The organism is Thermococcus sp. 2319x1, assembly GCF_001484685.1.
Classification (GTDB): Archaea; Methanobacteriota_B; Thermococci; order Thermococcales; family Thermococcaceae; genus Thermococcus_A.
This window is the reverse complement of the sequence record NZ_CP012200.1, coordinates 627,600-643,855: the sequence shown is the minus strand read 5'-3', so window position 1 is coordinate 643,855 and position 16,256 is coordinate 627,600. Positions and strand designations below refer to the sequence as shown.

15 protein-coding genes and 2 pseudogenes are annotated in these 16,256 nt (G+C 48.2%); 6 read left to right on the top strand and 11 right to left on the bottom strand.

Features of this window, described 5'->3' with window-relative positions; all coding sequences use genetic code 11:
- Positions 1-114: 114 nt before the first annotated feature.
- The 3 genes from rqcH to ADU37_RS03620 are packed head-to-tail and all read left to right on the top strand — an operon-like array spanning position 115 to position 3,624.
- A complete protein-coding gene (gene rqcH / locus ADU37_RS03630; RefSeq protein WP_058946337.1) occupies positions 115-2,067 on the top strand; it encodes a ribosome rescue protein RqcH in 1,953 nt (650 codons plus the stop codon).
- Entirely contained in the window at positions 2,064-2,504 is a 441-nt protein-coding gene (locus tag ADU37_RS03625; RefSeq protein ID WP_058946336.1) for a hypothetical protein, read from the top strand. The genes rqcH and ADU37_RS03625 overlap by 4 nt, the downstream gene beginning before the upstream one ends.
- A 37-nt stretch (positions 2,505-2,541) precedes the next feature.
- The gene (locus tag ADU37_RS03620; RefSeq protein WP_058946335.1) at positions 2,542-3,624 is read left to right on the top strand and encodes a radical SAM protein; all 1,083 of its coding nucleotides are present in this window, start codon (positions 2,542-2,544) and stop codon (positions 3,622-3,624) included.
- A 194-nt stretch (positions 3,625-3,818) separates the two neighbouring features.
- Here the strand turns inward: ADU37_RS03620 and ADU37_RS03615 are convergent, their stop codons facing one another.
- Entirely contained in the window at positions 3,819-4,625 is an 807-nt protein-coding gene (locus ADU37_RS03615) for a hypothetical protein (protein WP_238981994.1), read from the bottom strand.
- Between the two features lie 214 nt (positions 4,626-4,839).
- On the opposite strand from ADU37_RS03615, the gene ADU37_RS03610 reads away from it, so the two are divergent.
- On the top strand, positions 4,840-5,643 hold the full coding sequence (locus tag ADU37_RS03610) for a PIG-L deacetylase family protein (protein ID WP_058946334.1): 804 nt from the start codon (positions 4,840-4,842) through the stop codon (positions 5,641-5,643).
- Here the strand turns inward: ADU37_RS03610 and ADU37_RS03605 are convergent.
- The 3 genes from ADU37_RS03605 to bgaS (ADU37_RS03595) are packed head-to-tail and all read right to left on the bottom strand — an operon-like array spanning position 5,640 to position 7,749.
- Positions 5,640-6,092 (bottom strand): type II toxin-antitoxin system VapC family toxin, encoded by a 453-nt coding sequence (locus tag ADU37_RS03605; protein ID WP_058946333.1) that lies wholly within the window; start codon positions 6,090-6,092, stop codon positions 5,640-5,642. The genes ADU37_RS03610 and ADU37_RS03605 overlap by 4 nt on opposite strands.
- Positions 6,089-6,298: a hypothetical protein gene (locus ADU37_RS03600; protein ID WP_058946332.1), complete on the bottom strand. Its 210-nt coding sequence runs from the start codon at positions 6,296-6,298 to the stop codon at positions 6,089-6,091. Before ADU37_RS03600 ends, ADU37_RS03605 begins: the two co-directional genes overlap by 4 nt.
- Positions 6,295-7,749: a beta-galactosidase BgaS gene (gene bgaS / locus ADU37_RS03595; protein ID WP_058946331.1), complete on the bottom strand. Its 1,455-nt coding sequence runs from the start codon at positions 7,747-7,749 to the stop codon at positions 6,295-6,297. The genes ADU37_RS03600 and bgaS (ADU37_RS03595) overlap by 4 nt, the downstream gene beginning before the upstream one ends.
- A gap of 225 nt (positions 7,750-7,974) precedes the next feature.
- Between bgaS (ADU37_RS03595) and ADU37_RS03590 the strand changes: the two are divergent.
- A pseudogene (locus tag ADU37_RS03590) lies at positions 7,975-9,330 on the top strand (ABC transporter substrate-binding protein); the annotation flags it as partial.
- Positions 9,331-9,357: 27 nt separating this feature from the next.
- On the top strand, positions 9,358-9,972 hold the full coding sequence (locus tag ADU37_RS11875; protein ID WP_394325722.1) for a hypothetical protein: 615 nt from the start codon (positions 9,358-9,360) through the stop codon (positions 9,970-9,972).
- Between the two features lie 66 nt (positions 9,973-10,038).
- Here the strand turns inward: ADU37_RS11875 and ADU37_RS03585 are convergent.
- The 7 genes and pseudogenes from ADU37_RS03585 to bgaS (ADU37_RS03555) all read right to left on the bottom strand — a co-directional run.
- Positions 10,039-10,419, bottom strand: a pseudogene (locus ADU37_RS03585) (50S ribosomal protein L16); the annotation flags it as partial.
- A gap of 126 nt (positions 10,420-10,545) precedes the next feature.
- Positions 10,546-11,208 (bottom strand): hypothetical protein, encoded by a 663-nt coding sequence (locus tag ADU37_RS03580; protein ID WP_058946330.1) that lies wholly within the window; start codon positions 11,206-11,208, stop codon positions 10,546-10,548.
- Positions 11,209-11,212: 4 nt separating this feature from the next.
- Positions 11,213-12,574 (bottom strand): hypothetical protein, encoded by a 1,362-nt coding sequence (locus ADU37_RS11585; RefSeq protein WP_238981993.1) that lies wholly within the window; start codon positions 12,572-12,574, stop codon positions 11,213-11,215.
- Between the two features lie 91 nt (positions 12,575-12,665).
- Entirely contained in the window at positions 12,666-13,817 is a 1,152-nt protein-coding gene (locus ADU37_RS03570) for an MFS transporter (RefSeq protein ID WP_058947616.1), read from the bottom strand.
- Between the two features lie 46 nt (positions 13,818-13,863).
- Positions 13,864-14,352: a type II toxin-antitoxin system VapC family toxin gene (locus ADU37_RS03565; RefSeq protein ID WP_058946329.1), complete on the bottom strand. Its 489-nt coding sequence runs from the start codon at positions 14,350-14,352 to the stop codon at positions 13,864-13,866.
- The gene (locus ADU37_RS03560; RefSeq protein ID WP_058946328.1) at positions 14,321-14,578 is read right to left on the bottom strand and encodes a hypothetical protein; all 258 of its coding nucleotides are present in this window, start codon (positions 14,576-14,578) and stop codon (positions 14,321-14,323) included. Before ADU37_RS03560 ends, ADU37_RS03565 begins: the two co-directional genes overlap by 32 nt.
- Positions 14,575-16,113, bottom strand: coding sequence for a beta-galactosidase BgaS (gene bgaS, locus ADU37_RS03555; protein ID WP_058946327.1), 1,539 nt, complete (start codon positions 16,111-16,113; stop codon positions 14,575-14,577). Before bgaS (ADU37_RS03555) ends, ADU37_RS03560 begins: the two co-directional genes overlap by 4 nt.
- Positions 16,114-16,256 lie beyond the last annotated feature (143 nt).

Sequence of the window (16,256 nt, the reverse complement as noted above, 5' to 3'; positions counted from 1 at the left end):
TGTTAAAGCGGAAGACCGCCAAAGAACCTACCAGAAAATAATTGGCTATGGCATGAAAGGCAAGTTGCAATATAGTTTAAAAACTATCGAGATAAACGTCCTCAGGTGAGACTAATGAAAGAAGAAATGAGCAGCGTTGACATCAAATACATAGTTGAAGAGCTTAAGTCTCTTAAAGGTGCGAGAATTGACAAGATTTATCATGACGGGAGTGAGATTAGGATTAAGCTCCATAAAGCAGGAGAAGGGAGAAAAGAGCTAATAATTGAGGCTGGCAAAAGAATTCACTTGACAAGCTACATAAAAGAAGCTCCAAAGATGCCCTCATCTTTCACGATGCTTCTCCGCAAACACCTAAGTGGAGGCTTTTTTGATAATATTGAGCAGCATGACTTTGACAGGATTGTGAAGATTAAGGTTGGGAACTATACTCTCATAGCTGAGCTCTTTAGAAGAGGAAACATAGTTTTGGTTGATGAAAACAACATTATCATTGGCGCTTTAAGTTATGAAGAATTTAAAGACAGAGCAATAAAACCAAAGCATGAGTATAAACTTCCCCCAGCTAGGGAAAGTCCCATAGAAGTGAGCTGGGAGAGATTCGTTGAATTAATTAAAGGAGAAGACGTTGAGATTGTAAGGGCATTGGCAAGAAAAATGAACATGGGAGGTCTCTACGCAGAAGAAATTCTTCTGAGAGCTGAAATTGACAAGAAAAAGAAAGCAAATGAGCTGAGCGAAGAAGAACTTAAGCTGATTTTTGAAAAGATGAGAGAGGTATTTAACGCTCCAAAGAAGCCAAACATAGTATATAAAGACTCCACACCCATAGATGTCCTTCCAATCGAGCTCAAGTGGTATGAAGGCTATGAAAAAAAATTCTTCGAGACTTTCAGCGAGGCTTTAGATGAGTATTTTGGAAAGATCCTCATTGAGAGTGCAAAAATTGAGAGAACCAAAAAGCTTCAGGAAAAAAAGAGAGGGTTGGAGGTTACTCTTAGAAAGCAAGAAGAAATGATAAAAGGTTTTGAGAGGCAAATGCAGGAAAATCAGGAGATTGGTGACTTAATCTATGCAAACTTCACCTTTGTGGAAAATCTCCTCAAGGAGCTTTCAAAGGCAGTTGAAAAGCTTGGGTGGGAGGAATTCAAGAAAAGAATAGAAGAAGGTAGAAAATCGAGCAATAAAGTAGCTCAGATGATAAAAGATGTAGATCCAAAAGAGAAGGCCGTAACGATCGAACTTGAAAGTAAAAAGGTAAAGCTCTACCTCAACAGGAGCGTAGGAGAAAATGCCGAGATTTATTATGAGGAAGCTAAAAAAGCCAAGCACAAGCTGGAAGGAGCAAGAAAAGCTTACGAAGACACACTGAAAAAAATTCAAGAAATTGAAAAGCTGATTGAGGAAGAGAGAGAAAAGGAACTTAAAGTCAAAAAGCTTGAAAAAAGAAAGAAGAAGTGGTTTGAAAAGTTTAGATGGTTCATAAGCAGCGAAGGATTTCTCATTATAGGGGGGAAGGATGCAACGACCAATGAGATGGTAGTTAAAAAGCATATGAACGAAAATGACTTGTATTGTCACGCTGATGTTCACGGAGCGCCTCACGTTGTACTCAAAGACGGACAGAAAGCGAGTGAAAAGACCATATTTGAGGCATGTCAGTTTGCCGTTTCAATGTCAAAAGCATGGAGTGAAGGCGTTTACTCAGCAGATGCCTACTGGGCGTATCCAAATCAAGTTACAAAGAAAGCTCCAAGCGGAGAGTATCTTGGCAAAGGTGCGTTCATGGTTTATGGAAAGAGAAACTGGTATCACGGAATTCCTCTAAAGCTCGCCATCGGAATAGTGGAGTATGAAGGAGAGAAGCTCCCAATGTGTGGGCCTGTTGATGCAGTTAGGGCTCATACGGATAGGTACATCATTATCCGCCCGGGAAGAACAAAAAAGAGCGAACTTGCCAAAAAAATAGCTAAAATTTTCGAGAAGTGGGGATACAAAGTGGATCTTGATGAGTTAATGCAAATCCTGCCACCCGGAAACGGTGAGATTGTGGAGGTGGTCGAATGATAAACCTCTATGCAATAGCCCAGAGAGAACTTGCAAAGGATTTGCTCTTTGAGGTTGACGATGAAGTGGTGACGTTATCTGTAAGAGGGGTTATGATAGCAAAAACAGACTCAAGGAGCTATAATTTTTCTTTTGTTGAGATTGCAGACAATGAGTTTGTGCTGGCAGTCCAGATGAGGGGATACGTGATTTATCTCGGCTTAGAAAGCGATGAAGTAATTGACGAGGATGCTTATCCAGAGCTTGTGAGGGCGTTGATAAACCATCTTTTGCCAGCCCTTCACACACTTATTAGAGAAGCCGAGAAGAGCTATAATGGAAAAGCGGATCTGCTTTTAGATGACAATATGAGCCCGGAGATGAAAGAATTCTTTTATGAGTTACTTCTCAAACACAAGAGGGGACTGCCAACACACGAGCAGGTCGATGTTGCGTAGCAAAGGTTTTTAAAGAATCTGCATGTAGGGAGGAACCATGAAAGGAACCGAGTATTATTCGTATGTAGTTGGGGAGCTTCCGGAAGGGTGCAAGCTCTGCGTTCAGGGAGCAAAGTTGGTGCTCTTTACAACCGGAGTTTGTCCCAGAGATTGCTTCTACTGCCCCCTAAGTCCCTGGAGGAGAGGGGATGTAAGCTATGCAAATGAAAGACCGATAAAGAGTCTTGACGACATAATAGAAGAGGCCAAAATCCAAGAGGCCTTGGGTGCAGGAGTTACTGGAGGAGATCCCCTCTCGAGGATAGACAGAACTGTGGAATATATAAAAGCCCTAAAAGAAAACTTTGGAGAGAAGTTCCACATCCACCTCTACACCACTGGAGCATTGGCCACAAGAGAGAACCTTGAAAAGCTCTACTCAGCGGGTTTGGATGAAATACGCTTCCACCCGGATCTTTTTAATCCCAACTCAAGGATTTTCCAGAAAGAGCTTGAGAACATAAAGAATGCTTTTGATTTTGATTGGGATGTAGGCGGAGAAGTGCCGAGTGTTCCGGGGCAGGAAGAAAGGATTAAGTGGTTCGCCGAGTTTTTAGACGCCCGTGAAGCGAGGTTTCTCAACATAAATGAACTTGAATTCAGTGAGACCAATTTAGATGCCCTCCTCTCAAGAGGACTTAGAACTGTTAGCAACGAAAGTTCAGCTATAGCGGGAAGCCTTGAACTGGGCTTGAAAATCCTCGAATGGGGAGAAGAGAACACCTCCCTGAACTACCACCTATGCACAGCCAAGCTTAAGGACGCTGTTCAGCTGAGAAACAGGCTTAAAAGAATGGCAAAAAACGTCGCCAAACCCTATATGGAAATCACGGAAGAGGGAACCTTAAGGTTCGGGATTGCGGAGTACGATGACCTAATAGAGCTCTACAATTTGCTTGTAAATGAAGCGGAGGTTCCAGAGGAGTGGCTCTACATAAATACAAAGAAAGGACGGATTGAAATGCCCATAGAGGTTGCAGAAGAGCTTGCCGATGCAATAGAAGGGGACGTAAAGTTCTACATAGTCGAGGAGTATCCAACGTGGGATCGAATAGAGGTCGAGAGGATTCCGCTTCCATAAGTCTTTCCCCAATTTTGCCTAAAAAAGAGAAGAAAAGAAGTCAAACGGAGATTGCAACGGCCACTTGGGTCGCGTTGGCAATCGGCTGGAAGGCCGTCATGAATCTAAGGAAAGCGTGGCTGAAGGCCCAGTCAGGGTCGCTGGTTCCCCTGTGAAGGGGTGAGACTTCTCCGATTGGGCCTGGGTGGTCTCTATCAATGCTCCAGAAGGCCAGTGAGCGTATTCTGTGCTGTATCGCCCAGTCGACGAGCTTTTCGGCATCTTGGAGCGAGAAAATGCTCTTGTCGTCGTTGGTTCCTATCATCGGGGGTCAGGCCTATCATGCCCCATATCTCGTCGTCGCTTTTGTTTGGATAGATCCTCTTGAGCTGTTTGAAAACGTGTTCGGCCACGCTTATGGCGTTGTCCGCGTTTGCTGGCATCCAGTAGCAGTCCATCGTCATCGGGTTGACCCTGTCGATGATAACCCCCTTCTTTGCCATGGTCTCTATTATTCCGTATCCGCCCGCGAGACCTATTCCTGGGTCGCTGGGCAGTGTGAAGCTAAATCTAACGTTCGGTCTTTCTCTCTGTACGATAAGGAGGGCATCCGCCAGTTTGTCGGCGTCCACACCAGCCTCGATGTCAAAATCAAGGTAGGTGGCGTTGTATGTGTCTATGACCTGAATGTACCACTGCGCGAGCTGTTCTGGGGTCTTTGCCTGCTGGCAGAGGTAGGGGCCAACTGCGCCTCCGAAGGCTATAATAACGTCCCCTCCAGCTTCTCTGAGCTCCTTCACTTCCTCAACGAAGGCGTCAAGGGGAATGCTTCCAGCCCAGGCCGGCCCGTTGTAGACTGAACTGTATAAGACAAAGGCGAGAGTGAAGTACGGTGTCCCCGTGAGGTTGTAGTACTCAACGAGCGGCTTGTGGATACTGAGCAGGAGAAAGTGCCCACTTGGGTTAAGGACAGCAGAAGCAGGACCATTAAAACTATCGAAGGCCCACTCTTTTGCATCCACTACACCCCACTGGGATCTTTTTGGAGTTTTGCATTATTTAATTATTTACATGTGCTCAAATATTTATAAATATTTCCAAAATTACATTTTATGTAGCTGCGGTATTCAATGTCAATACTGTCACCTAAAGCCGAAAAATATCCGTTAAAAGTGTACAGACGGGGTTCCAAAAAATTATAAAATAGAGCAATTCTATAATATAGGGGTGCATGATATGGGGTTTGAACTGTTTGAGAGGTTTGACAATGCACTTTCGGCACTCATGGACGAGCTTGACTTCAAAATAAACGAGCCTTTCAAGAACGTGGAGAAGATTATCTGCATAGAGCCGCATCCAGACGACTGTGCTATCGGGCTCGGGGGCACCATTAAAAAGCTAACGGACTCAGGGGTTGAGGTTGTCTATCTACTTCTCACGGACGGCTCGATGGGAACGACCGACGATGGGATATCACGCCATGAGCTTGTCCTAAAGAGACTTGAAGAAGAAAAAAAGAGCGCTGAAATCCTTGGGGTTAAGAAGATACACACCCTAGACCTTGGCGACACCGAACTTCCCTACACGAGGGAGGTCAGAAAGGAGATAGTCACTGTGATAAGAAAGGAGAAACCTGATATGGTTTTGATGCCCGATCCGTGGCTCCCCTACGAGAGTCACCCCGATCACAGGCATGCGGGATTCCTCGGAATAGAGGCGGTCGGCTTTTCGGGTCTCCCAAACTTCAACAGAACCGACCTCATTGCTGGACTTGAGCCCCATAACGTCTCCGCAGTTGGCTTCTACTACACCCACAAACCAAACTACTTCATTGATATAACCGATGTCATGGAAACAAAGCTGAGGGCTGTGAGGGCCCATAGAAGCCAGTTTCCTGACGACATCTGGAAGCTTTGGGAGCCGTATCTCAGGACAATAGCTCTCTATTATGGAAAAATGAGTGGTTACAAGTACGCTGAAGGTATAAGGTTCATTCCTAGCCTTTTCCTGCATATATGTCCTTTTGCCGAACTTATTTAGGCCTTTAATTCTTCCTCTACCATCCTTTCTACTTCTTTCAGGAAGTAGTCAAGCTCCATCATGTCAAGTCCAAACTCGGTTAGGGGCTTATATCTATCCTGGTCAGCGGTTACCAGGAGCATTCTGTGCTTTATTGCGAAGGCTCCCGTGAGCACGTCATCGACTTCAAGTCTCAGCCCCTTTTTGAGGAGTTTGGCCTCTATCTTTGCACCGTGTAGAACTATCTCCTCGGTTAGGGGGAGGATGGTGTAGATTTCTTTGAGGACTTTGAATTCGTTCTCTATTTTTCTGTTTATGTATGCCTTAGATACCAGATACTTGTAAATCGAGATTATCGGGACGAAAACGTTGAATTTTGCTAGGGTCACCTCAAGTAGCCTCCTCCTGCTTGCAGTGTGCATTTTTATCAGTGATGTTGCGTCAAATAGGATGCTATCAGGGAGGGTCATTGTTTACCCCTCTCCTTAATGACTCTAAGTAGCATCTCCGCTTCGTCATCATCGACGATTATGTCTTCGATCTTCTTGTCAAGCTCCACTAGGTGCCAAGTTTCAATGAGCTTCTGAAGCACCTCATCGTAGGATCTTGCGTCGAGCTTGTCCTTCAGGAGCTTTATCTTTTTCCAGGTGTTCTCATCAACTGCTATCGTTTTCAAGGTAATCCCTCCCGCACAATTTTCTTGTAGGTTTCTATGCTCTTGGGTCTTGGTATCCTCTGCTTGCTTATCGGGTCAACCTCATAGAGGCCGAACTTTATTTTAAAACCCATCGCCCATTCGTAGTTATCCGTGAGTGCCCAGTGGAAATATCCCCTCACGTCGGCGCCGGCTTGAATTGCTTCAAACATCTTTGTCACGTGTTCCCTTATATATCTCGGTCTTAAAAGGTCCCTGGAATCGGCTATTCCATTTTCCGTTATGTAAACGGGTTTTCCATACTCGTTTCCGATCATTATTGAATCGTACATCCCCTGAGGGAAGCACTCCCAGCCAAAGTCGCTCGTTGGGTTGTTGTCCTTGGAGACGCTGTTGGGCTCTGAAGAGTAGCCGTAGCCTTCCGTTCCTACGAAGTTTATTATCGGAAGCTCATCGTATTTTGGCTCTGTGTACCTTATCACTTCCCTGGTGTAGTAGTTATCGCCTATCCAGTCGTTTCTCTCCAAGTGATTGATTTTGGCGTAGTCTCCGTCGAAATTAAGATCAACCTTTCCTTCGTTTACTCCATCCAGGAATATCCTATTGTGGAAGAGGTCGTAGTTCTCGGTGGCCTTCATGTCCTTAGGGTCGTTTGGGTCGCGGGGATATGCTGGGATTATGTTGAGGATTATCCCAACGGGTTTGTCCGAAAATGCTTTTATAGCATCATAGGCCCTTGCGTGTCCAACGAGTTGATTTATGATAACTGCTTTGGCAGCTTTGGGGTTTAGTATTCCGGGGGGCCACCCAACGTAGGGTGCCAGATAGCCGAGCTCCACAGTCACCATTGGCTCATCAAAGGTCGCCCAGAAGTCGACCAAGTCTCCGAGCTTCCAGGCGGCAAATGCTGCAAACTTGGCAAACTCAAGTATGGCTCTTTCATCGGCCCACCCCTTGGCCCGGGCTTTCTCGAAGTTCTGTCTGACTTCTATAGGGTCATGGAGCCATATCGGCTGGGTCTGGTGGTTCAGGGTTACGAAAGTGGAGAACCCCAGCTTTTTGAGGTTCCCTAAGACTTTTCTGTAGTGCTTCACTTCTCTAAGGTTTGAGAGCCCTTCGAGCTCTTTGAGGGTTTCTTTGGTTATCTTTATCCTCTTTATAAGTCCGTAGGAGTCCCTCTCAAAATCAACTTCGACTCCAAAAGTCGGGCAGGGGAAGATTCTGCTCCACTCAACCGTTATCTGATAGGCGTTGAGCCCCATATCCTTCGCAAGCTGGTGGTCAATCTCATAGAGTCCGTAGTTGTTTATGCCATCCTCCGGAAGATGGCCGCTCACGAGATCGTTTTTTATGTTGAAAGGGTCGCGGACCCAGTGCCACCAGTCACTCCTCGTATCTATGAACCTCCTGAGAGGATCGCCCATCTCGAACTGAAACGCTGACTGTACAACACCCCATGCAAACTCCGCCATGCTTTCACCTATATAAATTATAACTCTAACCTTTTTTATAATTTTCGTAACCTTGGCATTTTGCTGTTTGGCGTTTTTGCCTCCTCAGGAACATCGCTCACTGGATAGCCCAATGTGGTATTTAGGGCATTTTTGCAGTTATCGGCTCAGGTCTATATAATAAAAAGGTTTATATAGATTGGGCTTAAACTATAAAAATGATCAACATTATAAGTGGTGGTGCCTATGAAGAAAGCCGTAGCCATGGGCCTTATGGCCATTTTACTGGCCAGCCTCTTCGGGGCTGGATACGGTTTGGCGGCAGAAAGTCTGCCAAGGAATGAGACCCTCTACACTGCCAACAGCGCCCCTCCAACGAACGCCAACCCGTTCACGGGAGGCTCAGTGCTTGGAATAGATGGTCTTGTTTTTGAGCCTCTGTGCATGTTCAACTTCATGACCGGTGAGCTCAAACCGTGGCTTGCAGAAAGTGCCAAGTGGGTTGACGACGACACCTTTGAAGTCAAGCTCAGATCGGGCCTCAAGTGGCAGGACGGCAAGCCCCTGACCGCCGAAGACGTCAAGTTCTCCTATGAGTACTACGAAAAGATTGGCCTCAGGAACTGGGGCAACCTCGGACTCAAGGAGATAAAGGTCGTTGATGACAGGACGGTTCAGTTTATCTTCGAGGGGACCCCCAACTATCAGCTCTGGCAGCTTCAGATGTTCTTCGGCTGGGGACAGGGTGCACTCATAGTTCCGAAGCACGTTTTTGAGAAGATCAACCCCGAGGACATACCAAAGATGACCTTCACCGGCGATGAGATGAAGTACCTCGTCGGTTCTGGAGCCTACAAGCTCAAGGAGATAGTGGGACAGGAAAAGGCCATCCTTGAGAGGAATGAGGACTGGTGGGGAGCAAAGATCTTCGGAAAGCCCGGACCAAAGTACATCGTCCAGCTCTACGTCACCGACAACAACCAGGCCGCCAACATGTTCATCAAGGGCGACCTCGACGTCGGTACCTATTATATCGACATAGTTTCGGCCAAGCAGAAGAACCCCAAGCTCGCGAGCTGGCTCGACAGGTACCCCTACTTCCCGCCCGTTGCCCCCGTTCTGCTCTACTTCAACACCAAGCACGCCCCGCTCGACAATCCGAAAGTCAGAAGGGCAATAGCGATGGCAATCAACCCTTACCAGATCGTCAACCAGGGTCCGATAAGCGACCTTCCAAAGCAGGTTCCATTCGGTCCGGGTCTCCTAAACAAGTGGAGCAACAAGGTTGGTATTGACGGCCTCATCAGCTAGTACGGCTGGAAGTACGGTGATGTTGCCGGGGCAATAAAGCTCCTCGACGAGGCTGGTATCAAGGATACCGACGGCGACGGCATCAGGGAGTACAACGGCAAGTCGCTCAAGCTCAAATTCGTCACATGTGCCGGCTGTAACGACTGGCTCCAAGCCGGTGAGATCATAGCGAACCAGCTCAAGGCCGTTGGAATTGAGGTCGAGATAGAGAAGGGTGACTGGACCAACTTCTTTATGAAGAGTCTTCAGAATGGTGACTTCGACCTTGCCCTCCACTGGTCCGGAACCTTCCAGCCGAGCGCTTATGCTGTCTTCAACATGCTCATTTCAAAGGACGGTGGAGCCAACTACGGCAAGTACGAGAACCCACAGGTTGACCAGATTTTAGAGGAGTTTGGAAAGACGGTCGACGAGAACAAAGAGGTCCAGTACATAAAGCAGCTCTGCCAGATTTGGCTCCAAGACGTTCCAGCGGCTCCGGTTTACATGGCAACGCTCTTCTATGAGGCCAACACTGAGTACTGGACTAACTGGCCGAACGAGAAGAACCCATATGGTGTTCCAATCTTCTGGACTAACTACGGCACCTGGGGTACAGCCCCTGCCCTCCTTGGTGTCAAGCCCGCTAAAGTCCCTGTCTCCGAGACAACCACAACATCAGCCCCAGCTACAACCAGTTCAAGTGAATCTCCGACATCATCAACGAGCAGTGGGGGTGGAGGAATCTGCGGGCCTGGTGTGGTGGTTCTCCTCGCGGCGGTTCCCCTCCTGAAGTTCCTCGCGGAGTCCCTGAAGTGGAGGTATTTTATCCTCTCGAACTCGTCCTCAACCAGAGCCCCCTTGGATTCAAGAACTTCCATCCTGTCCTCTGGAAGGCCCAGCTTGAGGAACAGGTTCCTGAAGTACGAGCTTACCATGCTCCCACCGGTTTGAATAGGGAGGCACCGTTAATAACCATTATGAATATACGCCAGAAGTCAAAGGAAGAAAAGAATGCAGTCAGAGCTTCATGGTGGAGAGAACCTTCGTGGTAACGTCGTTGCCTTCCTTATCGTAGATCCTGTAGTAGGCACTGTAGGGGAGCTTCATCTTGGCCCTGTGCATTGCACCGAGGGCGAACTTGAGGTGCTGGCCGTTCACCCAGACGGTGAGTATCTTCTGGTCCTTCCTAACCCTGGCGGCAAGTCCAATCGGTTTTCCAAAGGGCCTGCGCATACCGTTTCCGTAACGGTCAGCCTTCCTTCCGGTTGCCATCGGGTTCTCACGGAGAACCTGGAACGGATAAACCCTGATCTTGAAGTTGTAGTTGCTCCTTCCAACGTTCTTCTGGAGGTACCTGTTCACCTGGATACGGATGGCCTCAAGGGCGTTCTGCCTTATCATCCAACCTTTAAGCTTAACGGTTAAACGGTAGACGACCATAGCACCCGGCTGTTCGAGAACATCTCCCCGCATCCATTTTCACAACGAAAATGTCTTCCCTCATGCAGCAACTCCTCCATAACATCACCCTGAAGATTTACTACCCCCAGAAAAGATTTCCTCATATAGTTTCTTGACCGTTTTGTGCCTCTTCCATAACGCATCATAGAGCTCTTCACTGGTTGGTCTAAGTCCCTCCTTTATAAAGAGCTCATCGAGTATTGGCCCGTGTTTTGTCAGGTACTCGTAGCTTAACTTCAAAGCGTCCTCTACAAACTCTTTCAGGGGAATTAAAATCGTGCCCTTATACCTCCCCTCAAACTCAGGACAACCATTGCTCAACTTGAGATAATTATTGTAGTAATGGAGGTTTACGGTATTGTTCGCGAGTTCGAAGGTGTAATCTCCCATGTATACGCCTAAGCTTGACCAGAATAATCTTGTCTTTTCTCCCACGGGAAAACCATGCTTCTTAGCGTGCCTCCTAATGTCTCCAACCCTATATCCACCCTGCTCCTCCGTATCAAACAGGAAAAACTCACAACAATCAAGCAAATCCTGAAAGGTAACATATGGGTCTAAATCAATTGGGGAGAGGGTTTTTCTCTCCCCCTCAATCATGCACGTGCCGGCAATTAACTCTCCATCAACGAGGATAATGCCAAAAAAAGGAAAAGCATAATCAACAGGCCGGTTAGTAAAAACCCTCACAGTAAAATGCCTTCCCTCAAGCAGCAACTCCTCCATAACATCATCCCCCAAACCTCTTGTAAATCACTACCTCGGGACCATTTGGATACATTGTTATTAAGCCACATGTCCTTCCCTCGCAGGCAAAGACATACGTTACCGAGTCTATTCCGGGTTTGTAGATGCCAACGTCTGAGAGATCAACATCTAGAACAACTCTGCCACTCGTGAATTGTCCCCTGTATTTATCGAGCTTTAAAGCCCTCTGAAGGACGTCACTTGCAAATTCCGCAACCTCCCCTTCGTCCTTAAAGACCTTGGGCATTTGGAGGGTTTTGCCGTTAATGGTAACCCTCTGACCTATAGGCCAGAAGGATGTCATGGGTTTAACTTCTGCCTCATAACCCCAGATATGCCTGAGGAATGAATGTATTAATCCCATCCTCTCGTTACCTCTGGGGATAGTTATCATGGAATCACTGACGTCACCAACTTTGTAAGCACTCCCCCAGAGAGGAGTCCAAACGGTGCTGAATTTCCTTGAAAAATGCCTGTCAGCTTTTTCGATGCCCTCTCTTAAGGCTTTTAGAGTTACGCCGTGTTTCACTGTATTTTCTATGGCATCACTTGTAATCCCTCTCCCGAGCAGGTTGTCCAAAGCGTCTGCAGCATCATCACCATATTTGGCGATGTCATCAAAAATATGGGTGAATTTTGTTAGAACATTATCCGCGTTGTCAATAATTTTAGCATTCTTGAGAACCCTGTAAATCTTACTAGTTACCCCGATTTTGGTAGCGCCCTTCTTTACGAGCTTTATGCCCTCGTCCCCAGGAAGCGCAAGGCCCACCACAAAGAACGTCCCCTGGACTTTACATTCCATTGAGTCTATGCCGTAGTTCTTGCAGGTCTTGTAGGTGTCGTATGCATCCCAAAGTGTCAACCCAGCAACTATCAGAAGGGCCAGTCCAGGGAATAGCTGGGGGGTTATTACACCTTTTTCACCCGTTGGTGTGTATGGATGCCGCGAATCCGGTGTGAGCTTGACCCAGGAACTCATGAACACCCCGTTCCCTGCAATAATGCGGAGCTTCACATAGAGGGGTTCCCTCACTTGGACTACAACGGCAACTTTCTTGCCCCAGGGTTTTAAGCGGCCAAGATTGACACTCTCCGCAATATTATGGCCGTCTTTGCTCATGAGGACAGTCCCCATACCAGATAAGCAGTTAGTTGGCACATCCCAAGTTACTATGGCAATGTTGTCCTTCTGATCAACCCCAACCAAGCGGATTGGGTATGCACCGGACTCTGGCCCAAAAACCGGGAATCCTGCCCAGGGGTAAGAGAGAGCCGCCACTCCCGGCAGGGCTAGGACAAGTACAACAAGTATTGCTGCCCAAACATGCTTCCAAAATTTCATGGTTATCTCCTAATGCAGTTATTTCGTAATATGGGTGGTAGATACAAATATAAATATTTCTAACTCCAAAAGTTAAAAACCGATGGTGATGTCACCTAATGGCAGACGCCTTAAGGAGTAGAATCACTGAGACCGGCGTAAACGCCAGGAGCGCCCCGTTCAAGGTAACCCCAACGTGGATTTCCCCTATTGAATACGCAAGGCCAAAGAAAACCCCTCCAAGGAAAGTCGAGAGGTTCTGAACGCCGTTAACCCCGCCTATGGCCAGGGAAGAGCGGTGGTAGCTGGCGAGTACCTTTCTGGATATGGGCCTGAAACTCTGGAAGGCGAAGAGAGCTAGAAATATCCCGAGGAAAACGGTGAACGATGTTTTAACGGCCGCGAGGAGCGGCGAAATCCCGGCAAGTACGGCCGTCAGCTTTACCATCCCAACCTCGCTGACCTTATCCGCAAACCAAGAGGAGAAGTAGCTGAGTAAAGATGCGAAGAAGTCAACCCACCCCAGTAGGGTCGCGGTAGTTGCCTTTTCCAGCCCAAGGGCCTCGGAGACGTAGACGTACGTTATCTCTCCCGAGGTAAACGCCACTATGACTGCCATCAAGGAAGCTATCACGAGGACTTTTCTTGGGTCAAGGGAAGGCCCCTGAGAGCTCTTTTTCTCCCTTTTCGGTACTATCCAGTCAGAGAGGAGGATGTAGGCGATTATCATTATCAGTCCGGTCAGCACAAAGAAGACAGAAGATATCCACATCTGGCCAGAAAGTCCAAAATCTATCGTGTAGGCGTAAATATAATTGCCGAGGAGGGAAGCGATGCTGCCGAAGAAGAAGTAAACGGCCGTAACTCTCGCACGTATCTCCCGTGGAGTCGCCACGGCAACGACGAACTGGGCCATGGGCCAGCTGAGGCCGTTGAGAAAGCCGTTGAGGAGCTTTATTCCAGCGACCTGAATCCAGTTTGAGGTGAGAGGGTAGAGGTGAACGGCCAGCGCATTCCCCATCATGGCAATTCCGCCGATGTGGAGGAGGGACTTCCTCTTCTCAAGGAGGAGGCCACCGAACACCGAGGAAAAAGCTCTGGCCAAAACGAAGGACATGGAAACTATGGAAACCGCCAGCATGCTCGCGCTGAGCGTGTCCCTCGTGTAGAAGGCTATGGCGGGTGTGGCAAGGCGAAAGGCGAGGGTTCCTGTGAATGCTGAGACCACGAGCAGGGCAATGCCTACGAGTCTTCTCCGCTCCATGAGCAGACAATCAAGAAACGGATATAAAAACTTCACGAAAGCAGCGTTATTTAACGGTGCTTTCCTTTGCCCCCGATTTCTTTTTCTTTATCTCCTCCCTCGCCAGCTCGCCGACTTCCTCAAAGAACTTCTCAAGACCCACGCAGTCGAGGCCGTACTTTTTGAGGGGCTTGAACCTCTCCGGTTCCGTGGAAACCAGGAGGGCCTCGACCATTATTGCGGAAACACCCGTTAATAGGTCCTCGAGAGACATGAAAACTCCCTCTTTTATGAGGGAGGCCTCTATATTCACGAGTTTTATCAAAAGCTCCCTATCAGGATATGTGGTCCGGTAGATCTCCTCAAACCTGGAGAGATCCTCCTCAACGTTGCGGCCCAGGTAGGCCTTCCCGAGAAAATAGGCATGTAGAGAGGGGAAAGGCACGAAGACTTCGAACTCGGCCAGTATGAACTCCAGGATGTCCCTGTTTCGTCTCCTGTTTATCTCGATGAGGGCTTGCGGATCAAAGACCACCCTCTTGGGAAGTCTTCTCATGGCTACCTCCTCTTGATATCGCTCTCTCCCTGTCCTTTATAAGGTTAATCATGAGCTCGGCCTCATCGTCGTCCAGGACGACCTTTTCCGTCTTGAGGTCAAACTCCACGAGGTGCCATGCCTCGATGAGCTTCCTGAGTACCTCGTCGTAAGACCGTGCATCCAGCTTGGCCTTGAGCTTCTTTATAGCCTCCCAGGTGTCCTCATCAACGGCTATGGTTTTCATTTCTCCCCACCTTTAAGGAACTCCTCTTTGAGGTCTTGAGGAACCCCGTTGGACTGAACTATCCTCCGATATATCTCAACGCTCCTCTCCCTCGGAATCCTCTCCTTGGAGATAAGGTCGACCTTGTAGAGGCCAAACCTCATGCTGAAGCCGAGGGCCCACTCGTAGTTGTCGGTAAGCGCCCAGTACATGTAGCCTTTTACGGGGTATCCATTCTCAATGGCTTCCTCTATCTTTGAGACGTGGCTGACTATGTAGTAGGGCCTCAGTGTGTCCGCTGAATCCGCAACGCCGTTCTCGGTGACGTAAACCGGGACGCCATACTTGGTGGCCTCGACTATCGAGTCGTAGATGCCCTGGGGATAGACCTCCCAGCCTATGTCGCTGACGGGCATGCCATCGGCGGAGGTTGTGCCAGGTCTGCAGGAGTAGCCGTAGTTGGGAACGCCCTTGAACGATATTAGGGGTATACTCGGGAACTTGGGCTCCGAATACCTGACGACCTCGCGGGTGTAGTAGTTTAGGCCTATCCAATCATTGCCCTTTAAGTGCCTAACTTTTACAAAGTTTTCGCCGTCGAAGTCGATGTTGAGCTTCCCCTTATGGATGGCATCAAAGAACAGTCCGCTGTGGAAGTAGTTGTCGTTTTCGGCGGCTTTAACATCCTTGGGATCGTTGGAGTCCTTTGGATATGCAACGCCGATGTTGTTGTAAATTATGCCAACGTCCGCTGGGGACTTACTGTCATTATCGGCCTTCTTGGTGTCGAACCTCTTTATCATCTTATAGGCCAAAGCGTGGGCGTTTATCATGTTGAGGATCGCCAGCTTCGCCGCCTCCGGGTTCATAACACCGGGAGGAAATCCTGAGTAGGGGGCGAGGTAGCCGAGCTCAACGACGACCATCGGTTCGTTGAAGGTGCTCCAGGTGTCCACGAGGTCTCCGAGCGCATGAGCAATGTAAGCGGCATACTTAGCAAACTCAACAACCGCCCTCTGGGAGACCCAGCCGATCCTGTCGTTGGTAAGGGCCTTCTCCCTTGCCACTATGGGGTCGTGGAGCCAGATTGGAAGCGTGAAGTGGTTGAGGTTCACAAAAACCTTGAAGCCGAGCTCCCTTAAGTGCTGAATGACGCGCCTGTAATGCAGGACTTCCTCCTTGTTGGCCAGTCTGTCGAGCTCCGCAAGGGTGGACTTGTCTATCTTAACGTCCTTTATTAGCCCGTAAGTGTCGAACTCAACCTCGGTATCGACCGTCCACGTCGGCCAGGGAAAGATTCTGCTCCACTCTATTCCAATCCTGTAGGTGTTGAGGCCGAGGCCTCTGGCGAGCTTGTGGTCATTCTCAAAAAGTTCGTAGTTGTTGATGCCGTCCTCTGGAAGGTCTCCACTCACAAGCTCCTTTTTTATGTTAAAAGGGTCACGAACCCACTTCCACCAGTCGGTGTTCGGGTCAATGTGCCTCCTGAGCTTGTCGCCCATTTCGAACTGAAAGCTCGACTGCCCAACGCCCCACAGGAATTCTTCCGGTAGCATCGTAATCAACCTCCAGCTTCATTACATTGCTGTTGAATAGTTTGGGGATTCGATTTTATAAATGTTTGGGCCAGTTTTATAAATCCTGATCCAAGTTATTATAAACTCGAGGAAAACTTATAAATGATTAGCGCATATTACAC